The sequence below is a fragment of the Methylobacterium sp. E-041 genome (assembly GCF_022829665.1).
Classification (GTDB): Bacteria; Pseudomonadota; Alphaproteobacteria; order Rhizobiales; family Beijerinckiaceae; genus Methylobacterium.
Map to the genome: position 1 here is coordinate 16335 of NZ_JAKSYQ010000181.1, position 16136 is coordinate 32470.

Below are 16136 nucleotides of genomic sequence, written 5' to 3' on the forward strand. Positions count from 1 at the left end.
CTGAAGGGACCATTCCATCAAAACTCGATCCCCTCCTGCGCCTTCACGCCGGCCGCGAAGTGGTGCTTCACGCTGCCCATCTCAGTGACGAGGTCGGCGGCCTCGATTAGCGCCGACCTGGCGTTGCGGCCGGTGACGACGACGTGCAGGTCCGGGCGACGGCTTTTCAGGGTGGCCACCACCGCATCGAGATCGAGGTAGTCGTAGCGCAGCGCGATGTTGAGCTCGTCGAGGATCAGGAGACGGAGGCTCGGGTCGGCCATCAGGTCGGTCGCCCGGTTCCAGGCGTTGAGGCAGGCGGCGATGTCGCGGGCCTTGTCCTGCGTCTCCCAAGTGAAGCCTTCGCCCATCGCGTGCCACGCGACCCGGTCGCCGAACGTCCTCAGCGCATGTGCCTCGCCGGTGTCCCACGCGCCCTTGATGAACTGCACCACGCCGACCCGGTGTCCGCGGCCCAGCATGCGCAGCGCCAGGCCCAGCGCCGCCGTGGTCTTGCCCTTGCCGGGTCCGGTGTTGACGATGAGCAGGCCCTTCTCGATCGTCTTGGCTGCGACCTCGGCGTCCTGCACCGCCTTGCGCTTCTCCATCTTCTCGCGATGGCGTTCGGCGTCGTCGGTCATGGCGTTCCCTGCGGTTTGATGACGAGCGGCAGCCCGGCGACCGCCAGGACGACGCGGTCGCACTCGGCCGCGAGGCTCTGGTGGAGGCGTCCGGCCGCATCGCGGAAGCGGCGGGCGAGCGCATTGTCGGGCACGATCCCGAGGCCGACCTCGTTCGACACGAGGACGAGCGGCCCGCGCGCTTCCCGGCAGGCACTGCGGAGCGCCGCCGTCTCGGCGTCGAGGTCGGCATCGGCAAGCAGCAGGTTCGTCAGCCATAAGGTCAGGCAATCGACCAGCACCGGCCCCGGCGCCTCGGCGATCGCGGCGGCCAGGGCGGTCGGCACGTCCCGAGTGATCCAGTCGCCGGAGCGCCGCGCTCTGTGGAGGGCGATGCGCGCGCGCATCTCGTCGTCCCAGGCCTGTGCCGTGGCGAGGTAGAGCCACGGGCCCGGCACCGCCTCGATCAACCTCTCGGCGTAGGCGCTCTTGCCCGAGCGCGCACCGCCGAGCACGAGGGTCGTCCGAGGCGCGGCCTGCTGCATGGCTGGAACCCATGCCCCAACCCCTGTGCGCCCGTCAAAGCCTCCGTTGTGCGGGGAGACCGGACAGGCTATGGCTGGACGCGACGGTGCCCCGGAGACGGGGTGAAAAGGGAATGCGGTGAGGGGAAACCCGATGCCGCGGCTGCCCCCGCAACTGTAAGCGGCCAGGGTCCCCACGGCGATCCGGGCTTCGTTGAACCGACCTGTCCAAGATGGGACTGCGTTGCGGATCGAAGCCTGGAACGCCGTGGGAGCCCTCAGCTCCTGCCCTCGGCCACCGATGTTTCGGGAAGGCGGCAGGCGCTGCGATCCGCGAGCCAGGAGACCTGCCGTCCCCCGCGCTTTCTCGAACGCCGCCGGCGGGGCGGCCGGAGATGTTGTCGACATGACCACCCAGACCCTCACCCAGACCGGCACCCGCGCGAACGAGGGCTTCGTCGCCATCGTCGCCGCCGCCATGCTCGGCCTCGGGCTCGTGTTCCTCGCCGGCTTCTCGCCGGCCTCGGCACTGCACAACGCGGCGCACGACTTCCGGCACACGCAGAACTTCCCCTGCCATTGACCGCCTGAACCCAGGCGTTCCCATGCTCATCCGGCTCCTGTCAGCGGCGCTCGCCGCCGGCTTCCTCGCGGCCGTCCTCGTGACGGGGCTCGAGCTCGCGCTCACCTCGCCGCTGATCATCGCCGCCGAGCGCTACGAGACCCAGGCCGCTCCCGGCGCCGCCGCCTCGGCGGCCCCGCTGGTCGGGCGCCCGCCGATCGTGCTCGCCCATGCCGGGCACGACCACGACACCAAGGCCGAGCCGGAATGGCAGCCGGCCGCCGGCCTGCCGCGCATACTGTTCACCGGGCTCGCGACCCTCGTCGGCGGGATCGGCTACGCCCTGCTCCTCGGCGCGGTGATGCTGGCCACCGGCCGCGAGCCGTCGCCCGAGCGCGGGCTCGCCTTCGCGGTCGCCGGCTTCCTCGCAGTGGCGCTCGCGCCGGCTCTGGGCCTGCCGCCCGAGCTGCCCGGCAGCGAGGCGGCCCCGCTGGCCGCCCGCCAGGTCTGGTGGGTGATGACGGCGTCGGCCACCGCGATGGGGATCTATCTCATCGCGATCCGCCGGGTGCCGATCACCATCCTCGGCGGAATCGTGCTCATCGTCGCTCCGCATCTGGCCGGTGCGCCGGAGGTGGCGGCGACGCCGTCCGAGCTTCCCGCCGGCCTCGCCGCGCAGTTCGCCGCGCGCTCGCTCGCCATCGCCTTCGTGTTTTGGGCGGTGATCGGCTTGGCCTTCGGGCGCGCCTGGCAGACCTTCGGCCCGAAGGCCGCGGCAGGCGCCCGTGGCTGACACGATCCTCTACGTCTGCACCACCTGCCGGATGGAGAGCGATGCGCCGGACGGCCCGCGCGCGGGCGCCCGCCTCTTCGACGCGTTGCATGCGCTTCCCGCCCCCGACGGCGTGACGATCGAAGCGGTCGAGTGCCTGTCGGTCTGCAAGCGGCCCTGCACCGTCGCCGTGGCCGCGGAGGATCGCTGGACCTACGTCTACGGCGACCTCGACCCGGAGGAATCCGCACGCATCATCCTCGACGGCGTCGGCCTCTACGCCGGCACGCCCGACGGGATCGTGCCGTGGAAGCAGAGGCCGCAGGAATTCCGCAAGGGCGTCGTCGCCCGCATCCCCCCGTTTCCGCCGCGCGCGGCCTGAGCCATCGGCGAGATCCCCATGAGCATCGTCCAGAAGATCCCCTGCACCATCGTCACCGGCTTCCTCGGGGCTGGCAAGACGACGCTGGTGCGCCACGTGGTCGAGAATGCCGGCGGGCGCCGGCTCGCGATCCTCGTCAACGAGTTCGGCGACATCGGCTTCGACAAGTCGTTCCTCGCCGCCTGCGGCATCGAGGGCTGCACCGAGGATTCGATCGTCGAGCTTCCCAACGGCTGCATCTGCTGCACCGTCGCGGACGACTTCGTGCCGGCGATGACGGCTCTTCTCGATCGCCCGAACCCGCCCGAGCACATCCTGATCGAGACGTCCGGCCTCGCCCTGCCCAAGCCCCTAGTCCAGGCGTTCCAGTGGCCGGCGATCCGCTCGCGGGTGACCGTCGACGGCGTCGTCGCGGTCGTGGACGGGCCGGCGGTCGCCTCGGGCGCCTTCGCCGAGGACCCCGAGGCTCTGGCCAACCAGCGCGCCGCCGATACGGCGGTGGACCACGACAACCCGCTCGAGGAGGTGTTCGAGGACCAACTCCTCTGCGCCGACCTCGTCGTGCTCAACAAGGCGGATCTTCTCGACGCCGCCGGCCTCGCGCAGGTGCGGGCCGAGGTGGAGCGCCAGCTTCCCCGCGCGGTGAAGGTGGTCGAGACAGCCCACGGCAAGATCGACCCGCGGGTGCTGCTCGGCCTCCAGGCCGCCGCCGAGGACGACCTCGACGCGCGCCCCTCGCATCACGGCGCGGGCGAGGATCACGACCACGACGACTTCGAGACCGTGGCGCTCCCGGTTCGCACGGCGATCACCGCCGCCGACCTCGCCGCCCGCGTCGAGAAGGCGGCCGAGACCGAGGGCGTCCTGCGCATCAAGGGCTTCTGCGCCGTCGAGGGCAAGCCGATGCGCCTCGTGGTGCAGGGCGTCGGCCGCCGCATCACCCATCATTTCGACCGTCCCTGGACGGCGGCCGAGCCCCGCGACGGCACACTGGTGGTGATCGGCCTGAAGGGCTTCGACCAGGGCGCGGTCGCCGAAGCGCTCGCCGGCTAGGGGTTGTCCGCCGCACAGGCTACACTGCGCGTTTTTACGATCACCGCAGATTCCGGGATGCTGGACCGCCGACTTCAGCCGATGAGCATCGATGCGTTCTTCGCCTGGCAGGAAGCCCAAGCGGAGCGGTACGAGCTCGTCGGCGGCGTGCCGGTGCGGATGATGGCCGGGGCGCGCAACGTTCACGACGACATCGTCGTGAACATCCTCGCATGGTTGCGCACGGCCCTACGCGGAAGCGGATGCCGTCCGTTCACCGGGGACGGCAGCGTCGAAACGCTGCCCGGCCAGATCCGCCGCCCCGATATCGGGGTCGATTGCGGATCCCGCGATCCGAACGCGCTGAAGGCGGCGCAGCCGCGGCTGGTCGTCGAGGTGCTGTCGCCGAGCACGCGCGACTTCGATGCGTTCGAGAAGCTCGGCGAGTACCGCACGATGGCCGACCTGGAGCATATCCTGCTGGTGGAACCCAATGCGGCGGAACTCCGCCTCTGGACGCGTGATCCGGACCGGCATTGGGCTGAGACCCGTCTTCTCGGGCTCGACGCGACGGTCCCGCTCTTGGCGTTCGGGATCGCCATGCCCGCGGCCGAGATCTACGACGGCGTCGCGTTTCCGAGCTGGCCCCGCCTCGTCCCCGACGAGCCGGGCGGCTCCGCAGGCTGACCATCGCATGCACCTGATCCGCATCGATACGGTGAGCCTCGACGACGGCGAGGCGGCGGTCGATCTCGGGCAACAGCCTGGCGACGTCGTGTTCCTGTCGTTTACGGATTCCGACCTGCTCGGCGTCGCCAATGCCCACGCGGCCTGCGGCCCGGGCTTCCCGTCGCTGCGCCTGGCCAAGCTGTCGCGCCTGCGCCACCCGATGTCGGTCGATCTCTACGTCGAGACCGTGGTGGCGAAGGCGAGGATCGTCGTGATCCGCTGCCTCGGCGGCCTCGACTACTGGCGCTACGGCGTCGAGCGCTGCGCCGCCGTCGCACGGGCCGCCGGCATCCCGCTGGTGATCCTGCCCGGCTGCGACCGGCCCGACCCGCGGCTCGCCGAGCTCTCGACCGCGCCCGACCTCGCGCCGGTGCTCGACGGATATTTCCGCGCCGGAGGCCCCGAGAACCTGCGCCGCATGCTCGGGCGCCTCGCGGCCGAGATCGGCGTCCCGACCACTGTCGAGCCGCCCGAGACCTTGCCGCGCGGCTTCGCATGGTGCCCGGGCTGCGGACCGCTCGGCCTCGACGCGGCGCTCTCGCTCGGCGCCTCGCCGCTCGGCCTCGGCGCGCCCGGCGCGGCTGCGCCGCACGCGCTGATCCTGGTCTACCGCTCGGCGGCTCTCGGCGGCGACGGCGCACCCGCCAACGCGCTGGCGGCCGCCCTCCGTGAGCGGGGCATCGGAACGCTGACCCTGGCGGTGGCGAGCCTCAAGGATGCGGAGGCGGTCGACGCGGTGCGCGCGGCGATCCGCGCGCGGAAACCCGACCTGATCGTCGCCGCCACCGCCTTTTCGGCGCGCGAGGATGCCGGGTTCGTCCTCGACGCGGCCGATTGCCCGGTGCTGCAGGCCTTCACCGTCGGCAGCCTGCAGGAGGCCTGGGAGGCGTCGGCACGGGGCATGAACGCGGCCGACCTCGCCATGCAGGTGGCCCTGCCGGAATTCGACGGCCGCCTCTCGGGCTTCCCGATCTCGTTCAAGCAGGAAACGGACGCGGCCGACGGCTACGCCGAGCGCCGCGCGGTGCCCTACGCGGCCGGCATCGCGGCGCTCGCCGACCGTGCCGCCGCTTGGCTGCGCCTGGCCGCGACGCCGCGCGGGCATCGCCGGATCGCCTTGGTCCTCTCCGACTACCCGTCCCGCGGCGGCCGCGCCGGCTTCGCCGTCGGCCTCGACACGCCGGAAAGCGCGCGCGCGATTGTGTCGGACCTCGCGGCGGCCGGCTACGCGGGCCCATCGCTGCCGGAGGCCGCCGCCCTGATGCAGGCGTTGACGGACGGTGCGCCGGACTTCGCGATCCCGCTGCCCGATTACGCGGATTGGCTCGCGACGCTACCGGAAGATTCGCGCGAGGCGCTGATCGAACGCTGGGGCGAACCCGAAGCCGACCCGACCTGCCGCGACGGCGCGTTCCGCTTTCGGATGGTGGATGCCGGGGGCGACACGCCCCCTCCCCCCGCAGCGGGGGAAGGGGAAGACGACGCGCCAGGCCGTATCGCGATCTTCCTCCAGCCCGACCGCGGCCGGTCGGACGACCGCAAGGCCGGGTACCACGATCCCGACGAGCCGCCGACGCACGCCTACCTCGCGTTCCATCTCGGCCTGCGCCGGCATTTCGACGCCCTGATCCATCTCGGCACCCACGGCACCACCGAATGGCTGCCCGGCAAGGCCGTCGCGCTCGCGCCCGCATGCTGGCCCGCGCGGGCGATCGGCGCCCTGCCCGTGGTCTATCCGTTCATCGTCGACGATCCCGGCGAGGCGGCCCCGCTGAAGCGCCGCCTCGGCGGCGTCGCCCTGGGGCACCTGACGCCGGCGATCGAGGCCGGCGGCCTCGAGCCGGAGGCGGCGCGCCTGCGCGAGCTCGTCGAGGAGTACAGTGCCGCGAGCGTCCTCGACCCGCGCCGCGCGACGCTGATCGCGCGCGCCATCCTCGACGATGCCGAGGCGGCCGGGCTGCTGGCGGGCGCCGGAATCGACGCCGACACGCCGATGCCGGACGCGCTCGCGGCGCTCGACGCGCACCTGTGCGACCTCGGCGAGACCGCGTTCCGCGACGGGCTCCATGTCTTCGGCCGCGCACCGGACGGCGCGCCGGACGCGGTCGTCGCGAGCGCGCAGGCCGAACGGGCGGGGCTGCTCGCCGCCCTCGACGGCCGATTCGTGCCGCCGGGCCCATCCGGATCGCCCTCGCGCGGGCGCACCGACGTGATGCCGACCGGCCGCAACCTGACGACGCTCGATCCGCGTTCTCTGCCGACCCGCGCGGCGACGCTGCTCGGCGAGAAGGCCGCGGCCGCCATTGTCCTGCGCCACCTTCAGGACGAGGGCGAGTATCCCGCCCGGATCGTCATGGACCTGTGGGCCTCGCCGACGCTGCGCACCGGCGGCGAGGACGTGGCGCATGCCCTCGCTCTCATGGGCGTACGCCCGACCTGGGACCACGCGACCACCCGCGTCACCGGCTTCGAGGTGCTGCCGCTCGCCCTGCTCGACCGGCCGCGCATCGACGTGACCTGCCGCGTCTCGGGCGCGTTCCGCGACACCTTCCCGGACACCCTCGCCCTCCTCGACCGCGCCGCACGGGCCGTGGCGCAGCGCGAGGAGGAGGACGACGAGAACCCCCTCGCCGCAGCCCGCCGCCGTGGCGAGGGCCAGGCTCGCATCTTCGGCGCCGCCCCCGGCCGCTATGGCGCCGGCGCCGCCGAGACGGCGCTCGACGGCGCATGGGCCGAGCGCGGCGATCTCGGGCGCGCCTATCTCGCGGCGAGCACCCATGCCTACGGCGACGCGGAGGGTGCGGATGCCGGCTTCGCCCAGCGGGTGGCGCAGGCCGACGCCTATCTCCACGCCTTCGACGTGGCCGAACGCGACCTGTTCGACGGCGATGCCGCCGCCGATGCGATGGGCGGGTTCGCCGCCGCGGCCGCCCTCGGGGGCGGCACGCCGACCCTCTACAGCCTCGATGCCGCGAGCCCGGAGACGCCGAAGGTGCGCACCGCCCGCGAGGACGCCGCCCGCCTCGTCCGCGCCCGGCTCGCGAACCCGCGCTGGATCGCCGGACAGCTGCGGCACGGCTATCGCGGCGCCCAGGAACTCGCTCAAGGGCTCGATGCGGTGTTCGTGCTGGCCGCGACCACCGACGCGGTGAGCGATGCCGACTTCGACCGGCTCTACGGCGCCTGGATCGCTGATGCCGAGATCTTCGACGCGTTGCGCACCGCCAATCCCGCGGCGACGCGGGCGATCCTGGAGCGGTTCGACGAGGCCCGCGCCCGCGGTCTCTGGACCAGCCGGCGCAATGCGATGCCGGCCGACGAATTGATGCCGCAGGCGGCGGAATGAACGTGCCGCGTCGCATCCTGCCGGATGCTGCGAACCGCCGCGGTTGGTGCCCCAGCCTCGCGCGGCCGATGCCGACCGGGGACGGCCTGCTCGCCCGCATCCACCCGCCCCTCGGCATCCTGACGCGCGCGCAGATCCATGCCGTGGCGGCCGCATCCCGTGCTTTCGGCAACGGCCATGTCGACGTCACGGCGCGCGCCAACCTACAGCTGCGCGGTGTCACCGAGGCGACCCGGCCGGCCCTCGTCGCGGCGCTGGGCGGGGCGGGCCTCGGCGACATGCGTGCCGACGGCGGCCCGCAGCGCCTCACCCTCACCAGCCCGCTCGCCGGCCTGACCGCGGAGGCCGTGGATGTCAGGGCCATGGCATCCGCGATCGAGGCGCACGGCCTCGCGATCGCCGGGCTTCCGCCGAAGACCCTGGTGCTGATCGAAGGCGGCGGCACCGACCTTTCGGGAATCGCGGCCGACATTCATGTGCGCGCGACCGGGCCGGGGATCGCGGCGGTCGGCCTCGCGGACGAAGCGGGCGTGACGTGGATCGCGACGTGCGACGAGGCGCGAACCGCCGAGGCGGTCGCGGGGCTGCTCCGGGCGTTCGCCACCAGCGGCCGACGCCGCATCCGCGACCTTGCCGATACGGAACGAGGGAGCCTCGTGCGGGCCTTGCCCGCCATCCTCGCCGACGCGCCCCCTCCCCCCTCTGTGGGGGATTGTGGCCCACCCTCTCCCGCAGGGGGGGGAGGGAAACCCGCTCTGTCCGACCGAGCATTTTCGTGCCTCGAGATCGCGGCACCCTTCGGCCGCTGCACGGCGGCGATGCTGGATCGGCTGGCGGAGGTCGCGGACGGTCTCGGCATCGACGAGGTCCGCGTCTCGCCGACGCGCGGCTTCGTGCTGCCGATGCGTGGCGTGCCGTCACATCGCCGCGGCGAGGCCCTTGCCGACCTCGCCGCCGCCGGCTTCGTCACCGCACCGGACGATCCGCGCCGGGCGGTGGCGACCTGCCCCGGCGCGCCGGCCTGCGCCTCGGGCTCGACGCAGACGGGCGCGGATGCCGCACGGCTCGCCGAGGCGTTCCGGCCGTTCGCCGCGAGCGGGATGACCGCGCACGTCTCCGGCTGCACCAAGGGCTGCGCCCATCCGGCCCGCGCCGACCTGACGCTGGTCGCCCGCAACGGACGCTACGGCGTCGTCCTCGACGGCTCGCCCGGCGATGCGCCGGCTCTGGAACTGACTTTCGACGCGGCGCTGGAGCGCGTATGGAGGGCGAAATCCGGTACGCTGGCACAGGCGTTCGGCCCCTCCCCCTCCCCTCGGCAAGCCTTCGCCGAGCCAGCCATCGGGACCACGATATGAGCGCCCGCCACGAATACCTGCGCGACGGCGGCGCGATCTACGCCCGGTCCTTCGCGATGATCCGTGCCGAGGCCGACCTCGCGCGCTGGTCCGGTGCGGCCGAGCGCGTGGTCGTGCGGATGATCCACGCCTGCGGCATGACCGACCTGCCGGCCGACGTGGAGATGTCCGAGACTTTCGCCCAGGCCGGCGAGGCGGCTCTGCGCGCCGGCGCGCCGATCCTGTGCGACGTGCGGATGGTCGCCGACGGCTGCACCCGCGCCCGGCTCCCGGCCGAGAACCGCGTGATCTGCACGCTGACCGACCCGCGCGTGCCGGCGATGGCGGCCGAGATGGGCACCACGCGCTCGGCCGCCGCGATGGAGCTGTGGCGCGAGCACCTGCCCGGCAGCGTCGTGGCGGTGGGCAACGCGCCGACCTCGCTGTTCCGCCTGCTCGAGTTGCTCGACGAGGGCGTCGCGCCGCCGGCGGCGGTGATCGGCATCCCGGTCGGCTTCATCGGCGCGGCCGAATCGAAGGAGGCGCTCGCGCGCGACGGGCGCGTGCCGTTCGTCGTCGTGCACGGGCGGCGCGGCGGCAGCGCCATGGCCGCGGCGGCCGTCAACGCGCTCGCCAACGAGATCGAGTGATGGACTCGGCCGAGAACCGCTTCGCGGAGGAGCCTGCCGAGCAGCCGGACAGGCCGATCGCGGTCGTCACCGGCACGCTGTTCGGCGTCGGCATGGGGCCGGGCGACCCGGACTACCTCACCGTTCGCGCGATGCGGGTGCTCGAGCGCGCGCCGGTGCTGGTCCACTTCTGCAAGAAGGGCCGGCGCGGCAACGCCCGCACCATCGCCGATGCCGTGCTCCCGCCGGACGCGACCCGCGAGTTCCCGCTGGCCTACCCCTACACCACAGAGCTCCACCCCGATCACCCGGACTACGTCGCGGCACTCGCCGCCTTCTACGACGACGCGGCCGGGCAGCTCGCCGACCACCTCGGCGCCGGTCGCGACGTGGCGATCCTGTCGGAAGGTGACCCGTTTTTCTACGGCTCGTTCATGCATCTGTGGCGGCGGCTCAAGGACCGCTTCCCGGTCGAGGTCGTGCCCGGCGTCACCGGCATGTCCGGCTGCTGGACCAAGGCCGGGACGCCGATCACCTGGGGCGACGACGTGCTCACGATCCTGCCCGCGACGCTGCCGGCCGCCGACCTCGCAGCCCGCCTCGCTACGACCGACGCCGCCGTGATCATGAAGCTCGGCCGGCACCTGCCGAAGGTCCGCGCCGCCCTGCACGAGGCCGGCCTTCTGGCACGTGCGGTCTACGTCGAGCGCGGGACCATGGCCGGCGAGCACGTCGTGCCGCTGGCCGACAAGCCGGACGACGCAGCCCCGTACTTCTCGATGGTGCTGGTGCCGGGCGAAGGCCGCCGGCCGTGAGCGGAAGCCTCGCGGTCATCGGCCTCGGGCCGGGCGATGCCGGGTTGCTCACCGCCTCGGCGCAGGCCGCGCTCGATGCGGCCGAGGACCTGATCGGCTACATTCCCTACGTCTCGCGCGTGCCGGATCGGCCCGGCCTGACGCGGCACGCCAGCGACAACCGCGTCGAGGTCGACCGCGCCCGCCATGCGCTGGAGCTCGCAGTCTCCGGCCGGCGGGTGGCCGTGGTCTCTGGCGGCGATCCCGGCGTGTTCGCGATGGCGGCGGCGGTCTTCGAGGCGGTGGAGCACGGCGATCCGGCCTGGCGCCACCTCGCGATCACCGTCGAGCCGGGCATCACCGCGATGCTGGCGGCCGCCGCGCGCCTCGGCGCGCCGCTCGGCGGCGATTTCTGCGCGCTCTCGCTCTCGGACAATCTCAAACCGTGGGAGGTGATCACGGCACGGCTCGACGCGGTGCTGCGCGCCGACTTCGTGGTCTCGCTCTACAACCCGATCTCGTCGGCGCGGCCCTGGCAGCTCGGCAAGGCCCTCGGGATCGCCGCCGAGATCCGCAACCCCGACACGCCGGTGATCTTCGCCCGGGCCGTCACCCGGCCCGACGAGGCGATCCGCGTGATGACGCTGGCCGAGGCCCGCGACGCGACCGCCGACATGGCGACGATGGTCATCATCGGTGCCTCGACCACCCGGCTGATCGAGCGCGGGCCGGGCGAGCGGCCGTTCGTCTACACGCCGCGCAGCGTCGCATGATCGCGGCCCGCGCCGACGAGCCGCTCGACGGCCGCGGCGGCATCGGCGACCGCGTCGACCATCGGCTTCCACGGCTGGCGGACGATCACCACCGGCAAGCCGAGTGTCCGCGCAGCGGCGATCTTTCCGTAGGTCGCCGCCCCCCCGGCATTCTTCGTGACGAGCACGTCGACCGACGCGTCGCGCATCAGCACGATCTCGGCGGCGGCGTCGAACGGTCCGCGCGCGCGGATCGCCGTGAGGCGCGGGACCGGCAGCGCATCCCCGAGCGGCTCGATCGTGCGCACGACGTAGTCGTGCTGCGGCGCGGCCGCGAAGGCCGCGACTTCCATGCGGCCGACCGTGAGGAAGACGCGGCGCGGAACGTCCCCCAGCGCCGCGACGCAACCGGCCACGGTGTCGACCTCGGTCCAGGCGTCTCCAGGCTTCCGCGTCCAGGCCGGGCGGCGGATCGCCAGGAGCGGGACGCCGGCAGCTTCCGCGGCCCCATAAGCGTTCCTACCGATGCGTGCGGCGAAGGGGTGGGTGGCATCGACAAGCCGGTCGATCGCCTGCTCGCGCAGGTAGCAAGCCAAGCCCTCCGGGCCGCCGAATCCGCCGATGCGGGTTGGAACCACGTCGACGACCGGCGCCGCGGTGCGCCCGGCCAGCGACAACGTGACGGAGAGGCCGGAATGGGGGAGAAGGCCGCGGACGAGGGCGCTGGCCTCCGTCGTGCCCCCGAGGATGAGGATCCGCATGGCCGCCTTGTCCGATAGGCCCGAACCGGTGTCGAGGCCCGATCCCTGGCTCGCGATCGTCGGCATCGGCGAGGACGGCCGCGACGGGCTCTCCCCCGCCGCCGGCGCGGCGCTCGACGGCGCCCGCGTGGTCTATGGCGGCCGTCGTCACCTCGCGCTCGCCGGCCCGCTCGACGCGGAGCTGCGAACCTGGCCGAGCCCGATCTCCGACGCCTACCCTGAAATTCTGGCACGGCGCGGGACGCCGACCTGCCTGCTCGCGACCGGCGACCCGTTCCACTACGGCATCGGCGCCGAGATCGCCCGGATCGTGCCGGCCGCCGAGATTCGGGCGTTTCCGCAGCCCTCGGCCTTCAGCCTCGCCTGCGCCCGCCTCGGCTGGCCGCTCGCCGAGTGCGCCTGCCTGACGCTGCACGGGCGGGCGCTCGCGCAGATCGTCCGCCACCTGCAGCCGAACGCCCGCCTGCTGGTGCTGTCCTGGGACGGCACGACGCCGGCGGCGGTCGCCGCGCTGATGACCGAGCGCGGTTTCGGCGCATCGCCGATCACCGTATGCGAGGCGATGGGCGGCCCGCGCGAGACCGTTCGGACCCGATGCGCGCGCGATTTCGACCTCGGCGACGTCGACGCCCTGAACACCCTGGCGATCGAGGTGGTGGGCGAGCCCGGCTGCCGGCCGGTCGGCCTCGCCCCGGGGCTCGACGATGCGTGGTTCGAGAACGACGGCCAGCTGACCAAGGCCGAGATCCGCGCGGTGACGCTGGCGGCGCTCCGCCCGCTCGCCGGCCAGCTGCTGTGGGACGTCGGCGCCGGCGCCGGCTCGATCGGCATCGAGTGGATGCTGCGCCATCCTGCGATGCGGGCGACCGCGATCGAAGCCCATCCGTCTCGCGTCGAGCGGATCGCCCGCAACGCGCAGACCCTCGGCGCCCCCGGGCTGACCATCGTCCACGGGGTGGCGCCGGATGCGCTGACCGGGTTGCCGGCGCCGGATGCGATCTTCATCGGCGGCGGCGTCTCCGCGCCGGGCGTTCTGCCGGCGGCGCTCGGCGGCCTGCTGTCGGGCGGCCGGATCGTCGCCAACGCGGTGACGCTGGAGGCCGAGGCGGTGCTGCTCGCCGCCTTCTCGACCCGGGGCGGAACGCTGCGGCGCCTGTCGATCGCCCGCGCCGATCCGGTCGGCGGGCTGCACGGCTGGCGTGCGGCGATGCCGGTGACGCAATGGGCCTGGACCAAGCCGTGACCGGGACCCGCCTCGTCGCCGGCATCGGCTTCCGCCACGGCGTGCCCCCCGACGCGATCGTCGCGCTGATCCGGCGGGCGATCGCGCAGGCGGCATGCGAGGGGGCGCTCGTCGCGATCGCCACCGCCGCCGACCGAGCCGATGAGCAGGCGATCCGGGACGCCGCCGGCGCGTTCGGCCTGACGCCCATCGCCGTCGATGCCGAAGCGCTCCGCACGGTCGACCCACGCGTGCCGACGCGCTCGGCCCGGATCGAGCGATCGCGCGGCGTCGGCTCGCTCGCCGAGGCGGCGGCGCTCGCCGTCGCCGGCGAAACCGGACGCCTGATCCTCGCCCGCATCGACGACGGACGCGCCACCTGCGCGCTCGCGGCGCTGGGCCTAGCGAGCGACGAGGCGATGCGCGAGGCCGATGAGGCCCGCGCCCTCTACCGTCCCCCCTCTGCGGGGGTAGGGAAGGATGCGGGCGCCGTTAGCCGATCGAAGACTCCCATATCCCAGCGCGCCCGAGCGGCGCAGATCGTGACCGCATGACTGTCCATTTCATCGGCGCCGGGCCGGGCGCTCCCGACCTCATCACCGTGCGCGGGCGCGACCGGATCGCCGCCTGTCCGGTCTGCCTCTATGCCGGCTCCCTGGTCGCGCCGGAGATCCTCGGCTGGTGCCCCCCGGGCGCGCGGATCGTCGACACCGCGCCGCTCGACCTCGACGCGATCGTCGCGGAGATCGAGGCGGCGCATGCGCGCGGCGAGGACGTGGCCCGGCTGCATTCCGGCGACCTGTCGATCTGGAGCGCGCTCGCCGAGCAGATGCGGCGGCTCGACCGGATCGGGATCGCCTACACCGTCACGCCGGGCGTCCCGGCCTTCTCCGCGGCGGCGGCCCTGCTGAAGCGCGAGCTGACCGTGCCGGGCGTGGCGCAGTCGGTCGTCCTCACCCGCACCTCCGGGCGGGCGAGCGCGATGCCGGAGCGCGAGACGCTGGCCGGCTTCGCCGCCACCGGCGCGACGCTGGCGCTGCACCTCTCGATCCACATTCTGGACAAGGTCGTCGCCGAGCTCGTGCCGTTCTACGGCGCGCCCTGCCCGGCCGCCGTGGTGTTCCGCGCCTCCTGGCCGGACGAGCGGGTGATCACCGGAACGCTGGCGACGATCGCGGGGCAGGTCGCCGGATCCGGGATCGAGCGCACGGCGCTGATCCTGGTCGGGCCGGCGCTTGGCGCCGAGGATTTTCGCGAGAGCGCGCTCTACGCGGCCGACTACGACCGCCGGTTCCGGCCCGGCGGGGCGGTCGGCAGCACGGGCATCGACAACGAGGACGCGAACGCATGAGCGTTCCCGGCATCCTCGTCGCCGCGCCGCGGTCGAGTTCCGGCAAGACCACGGTGACGCTCGCGCTCATGCGCGCGCTCGCCCGTCGCGGCTTGCGCGTCCGCGGGGTCAAGTGCGGGCCCGATTACATCGACCCGGCCTTCCACGAGGCGGCGACCGGCTTTCCGAGCGTCAACCTCGACAGCTTCGCGATGGGCCCTGCCCTCCTCGACGCGGTCGCCGGGTTCGCCGTGCGGGACGCCGACATCGTCGTGGCGGAAGGATCGATGGGGCTGTTCGACGGCGTCCGCGCCGGCGAGGGCCGCACCGGCGCGAATGCCGACATCGCCGCCCGCTACGGCTGGCCCGTGCTGCTGGTGCTCGACGTGTCGGGGGCGGCGCAGTCCGCGGCGGCGATCGCGCTCGGCTGCTCGCTCTACGATGCGCGCGTCAGAATCACGGGCGTGGTGCTGAACAAGGTCGCCAGCGCCCGCCATCGCCGTCTCGTCGAAGCCGGGCTCGCCCGCGTCGGGATCCCGGTCTTCGGCGCGCTGATGCGGGATGCGTCGCTGGTCCTGCCGGAGCGCCATCTCGGCCTCGTGCAGGCGCGGGAGACCTCCGACCTCGACGCCCGTCTCGACCGCCTCGGCGATCTCGCCGTCGAAGGTCTCGATTGCGACGCGATCCTGGCCGCGGCCGGCGGCGCGGTTCCCGCCGGCGCGGGCGCCCTCCCCCGCCCGCCGGGGCAGCGCATCGCGGTGGCGGCCGATGCCGCGTTCAGCTTCCTCTATCCGCACCAGGCGGCAGGCTGGCGGGCGGCGGGCGCGGAGATCGTATCGTTCTCGCCGCTCGCCGACGAGGCACCGAGCCAGGGGTGCGACGTGTGCTGGCTGCCCGGCGGCTATCCCGAGCTCCATGCCGGCCGGATCGCCGCGGCGACGACCTTCCTCGGCGGCCTGCGCAGCTTTGCCGAGACACGGCCGGTGCACGGCGAGTGCGGCGGCTACATGGTTCTGGGCGAGAGCCTCGAGGATGCGGCCGGCATGCAGCATCCGATGGCCGGGCTTTTGCCGGTCGCGACCTCGTACAAGTCGCGCAAGTTGCATCTCGGGTATCGCGTCGCACATCCCATCGCCGATGGGCTTCTGGGGCGGGCGGGGCTGCGCCTCGTCGGCCACGAATTCCACTACGCGAGCGAGTCGACCCCGCCGCCCTCCGAGGACGAAGCGTTCTGTCGGGTCGCCGACGCGGAAGGGACGGATCTCGGGTTTGCCGGGCATCGGCGCGGCCGCGTCACCGGCACGTTCTTCCACCTGATCGCGCTCGACGACTGACGGACGACGACAGTGGGCCGGCAGCGCTCAG

The 16136-nt window shown here is 73.4% G+C and carries 17 protein-coding genes and 1 riboswitch; of the genes, 14 read left to right on the forward strand and 3 right to left on the reverse strand.

The window, feature by feature from the left end:
- Positions 1–17 precede the first annotated feature (17 nt).
- Positions 18–620, reverse strand: coding sequence for a cob(I)yrinic acid a,c-diamide adenosyltransferase (gene cobO, locus MKK70_RS17025; RefSeq protein WP_243949071.1), 603 nt, complete (start codon positions 618–620; stop codon positions 18–20).
- Positions 617–1144 (reverse strand): bifunctional adenosylcobinamide kinase/adenosylcobinamide-phosphate guanylyltransferase, encoded by a 528-nt coding sequence (gene cobU, locus MKK70_RS17030; RefSeq protein WP_243949072.1) that lies wholly within the window; start codon positions 1142–1144, stop codon positions 617–619. Before cobU ends, cobO begins: the two co-directional genes overlap by 4 nt.
- A 67-nt stretch (positions 1145–1211) precedes the next feature.
- Positions 1212–1493: riboswitch (cobalamin riboswitch) on the forward strand.
- A 36-nt stretch (positions 1494–1529) separates the two neighbouring features.
- On the opposite strand from cobU, the gene MKK70_RS17035 reads away from it, so the two are divergent.
- From MKK70_RS17035 to cobJ, 10 genes are read left to right on the forward strand one after another with little or no spacing between them, the layout of a single operon-like run.
- Positions 1530–1706 carry a CbtB-domain containing protein gene (locus MKK70_RS17035; protein WP_147728670.1) on the forward strand — a complete coding sequence of 59 codons (177 nt, stop codon included), beginning with the start codon at positions 1530–1532 and terminating at the stop codon, positions 1704–1706.
- A 22-nt stretch (positions 1707–1728) separates the two neighbouring features.
- Complete coding sequence (locus MKK70_RS17040) at positions 1729–2478, forward strand: CbtA family protein (protein ID WP_243949073.1); 750 nt, start codon at positions 1729–1731, stop codon at positions 2476–2478.
- Positions 2471–2839, forward strand: coding sequence for a DUF1636 family protein (locus MKK70_RS17045; protein WP_243949074.1), 369 nt, complete (start codon positions 2471–2473; stop codon positions 2837–2839). Before MKK70_RS17040 ends, MKK70_RS17045 begins: the two co-directional genes overlap by 8 nt.
- Before the next feature lie 18 nt (positions 2840–2857).
- Positions 2858–3892 (forward strand): cobalamin biosynthesis protein CobW, encoded by a 1035-nt coding sequence (gene cobW, locus MKK70_RS17050; RefSeq protein WP_147729440.1) that lies wholly within the window; start codon positions 2858–2860, stop codon positions 3890–3892.
- Between the two features lie 3 nt (positions 3893–3895).
- On the forward strand, positions 3896–4558 hold the full coding sequence (locus MKK70_RS17055) for a Uma2 family endonuclease (protein WP_243949076.1): 663 nt from the start codon (positions 3896–3898) through the stop codon (positions 4556–4558).
- A gap of 7 nt (positions 4559–4565) precedes the next feature.
- Complete coding sequence (gene cobN, locus MKK70_RS17060) at positions 4566–7946, forward strand: cobaltochelatase subunit CobN (RefSeq protein ID WP_243949078.1); 3381 nt, start codon at positions 4566–4568, stop codon at positions 7944–7946.
- Positions 7943–9304 (forward strand): precorrin-3B synthase, encoded by a 1362-nt coding sequence (gene cobG, locus MKK70_RS17065; protein WP_243949080.1) that lies wholly within the window; start codon positions 7943–7945, stop codon positions 9302–9304. The genes cobN and cobG overlap by 4 nt, the downstream gene beginning before the upstream one ends.
- Positions 9301–9933 carry a precorrin-8X methylmutase gene (locus tag MKK70_RS17070; protein WP_243931934.1) on the forward strand — a complete coding sequence of 211 codons (633 nt, stop codon included), beginning with the start codon at positions 9301–9303 and terminating at the stop codon, positions 9931–9933. The genes cobG and MKK70_RS17070 overlap by 4 nt, the downstream gene beginning before the upstream one ends.
- A complete protein-coding gene (locus MKK70_RS17075) occupies positions 9933–10727 on the forward strand; it encodes a precorrin-2 C(20)-methyltransferase (protein ID WP_147728991.1) in 795 nt (264 codons plus the stop codon). The genes MKK70_RS17070 and MKK70_RS17075 overlap by 1 nt, the downstream gene beginning before the upstream one ends.
- Positions 10724–11479: a precorrin-3B C(17)-methyltransferase gene (gene cobJ, locus MKK70_RS17080; RefSeq protein WP_243949082.1), complete on the forward strand. Its 756-nt coding sequence runs from the start codon at positions 10724–10726 to the stop codon at positions 11477–11479. The genes MKK70_RS17075 and cobJ overlap by 4 nt, the downstream gene beginning before the upstream one ends.
- On the opposite strand, the gene MKK70_RS17085 is transcribed toward cobJ, so the two are convergent.
- Entirely contained in the window at positions 11455–12219 is a 765-nt protein-coding gene (locus MKK70_RS17085; RefSeq protein ID WP_147728989.1) for a cobalt-precorrin-6A reductase, read from the reverse strand. The genes cobJ and MKK70_RS17085 overlap by 25 nt on opposite strands.
- Between MKK70_RS17085 and cbiE the strand changes: the two genes are divergently transcribed.
- The 4 genes from cbiE to MKK70_RS17105 are packed head-to-tail and all read left to right on the forward strand — an operon-like array spanning position 12218 to position 16105.
- Positions 12218–13462 carry a precorrin-6y C5,15-methyltransferase (decarboxylating) subunit CbiE gene (cbiE, locus tag MKK70_RS17090; RefSeq protein WP_243949084.1) on the forward strand — a complete coding sequence of 415 codons (1245 nt, stop codon included), beginning with the start codon at positions 12218–12220 and terminating at the stop codon, positions 13460–13462. The genes MKK70_RS17085 and cbiE overlap by 2 nt on opposite strands.
- On the forward strand, positions 13459–13995 hold the full coding sequence (locus MKK70_RS17095; protein ID WP_313899098.1) for a cobalamin biosynthesis protein: 537 nt from the start codon (positions 13459–13461) through the stop codon (positions 13993–13995). The genes cbiE and MKK70_RS17095 overlap by 4 nt, the downstream gene beginning before the upstream one ends.
- Positions 13992–14792, forward strand: a complete 801-nt coding sequence (gene cobM, locus MKK70_RS17100; RefSeq protein WP_147842243.1) for a precorrin-4 C(11)-methyltransferase — start codon at positions 13992–13994, stop codon at positions 14790–14792. Before MKK70_RS17095 ends, cobM begins: the two co-directional genes overlap by 4 nt.
- Entirely contained in the window at positions 14789–16105 is a 1317-nt protein-coding gene (locus tag MKK70_RS17105) for a cobyrinate a,c-diamide synthase (RefSeq protein ID WP_243949085.1), read from the forward strand. The genes cobM and MKK70_RS17105 overlap by 4 nt, the downstream gene beginning before the upstream one ends.
- Positions 16106–16136 lie beyond the last annotated feature (31 nt).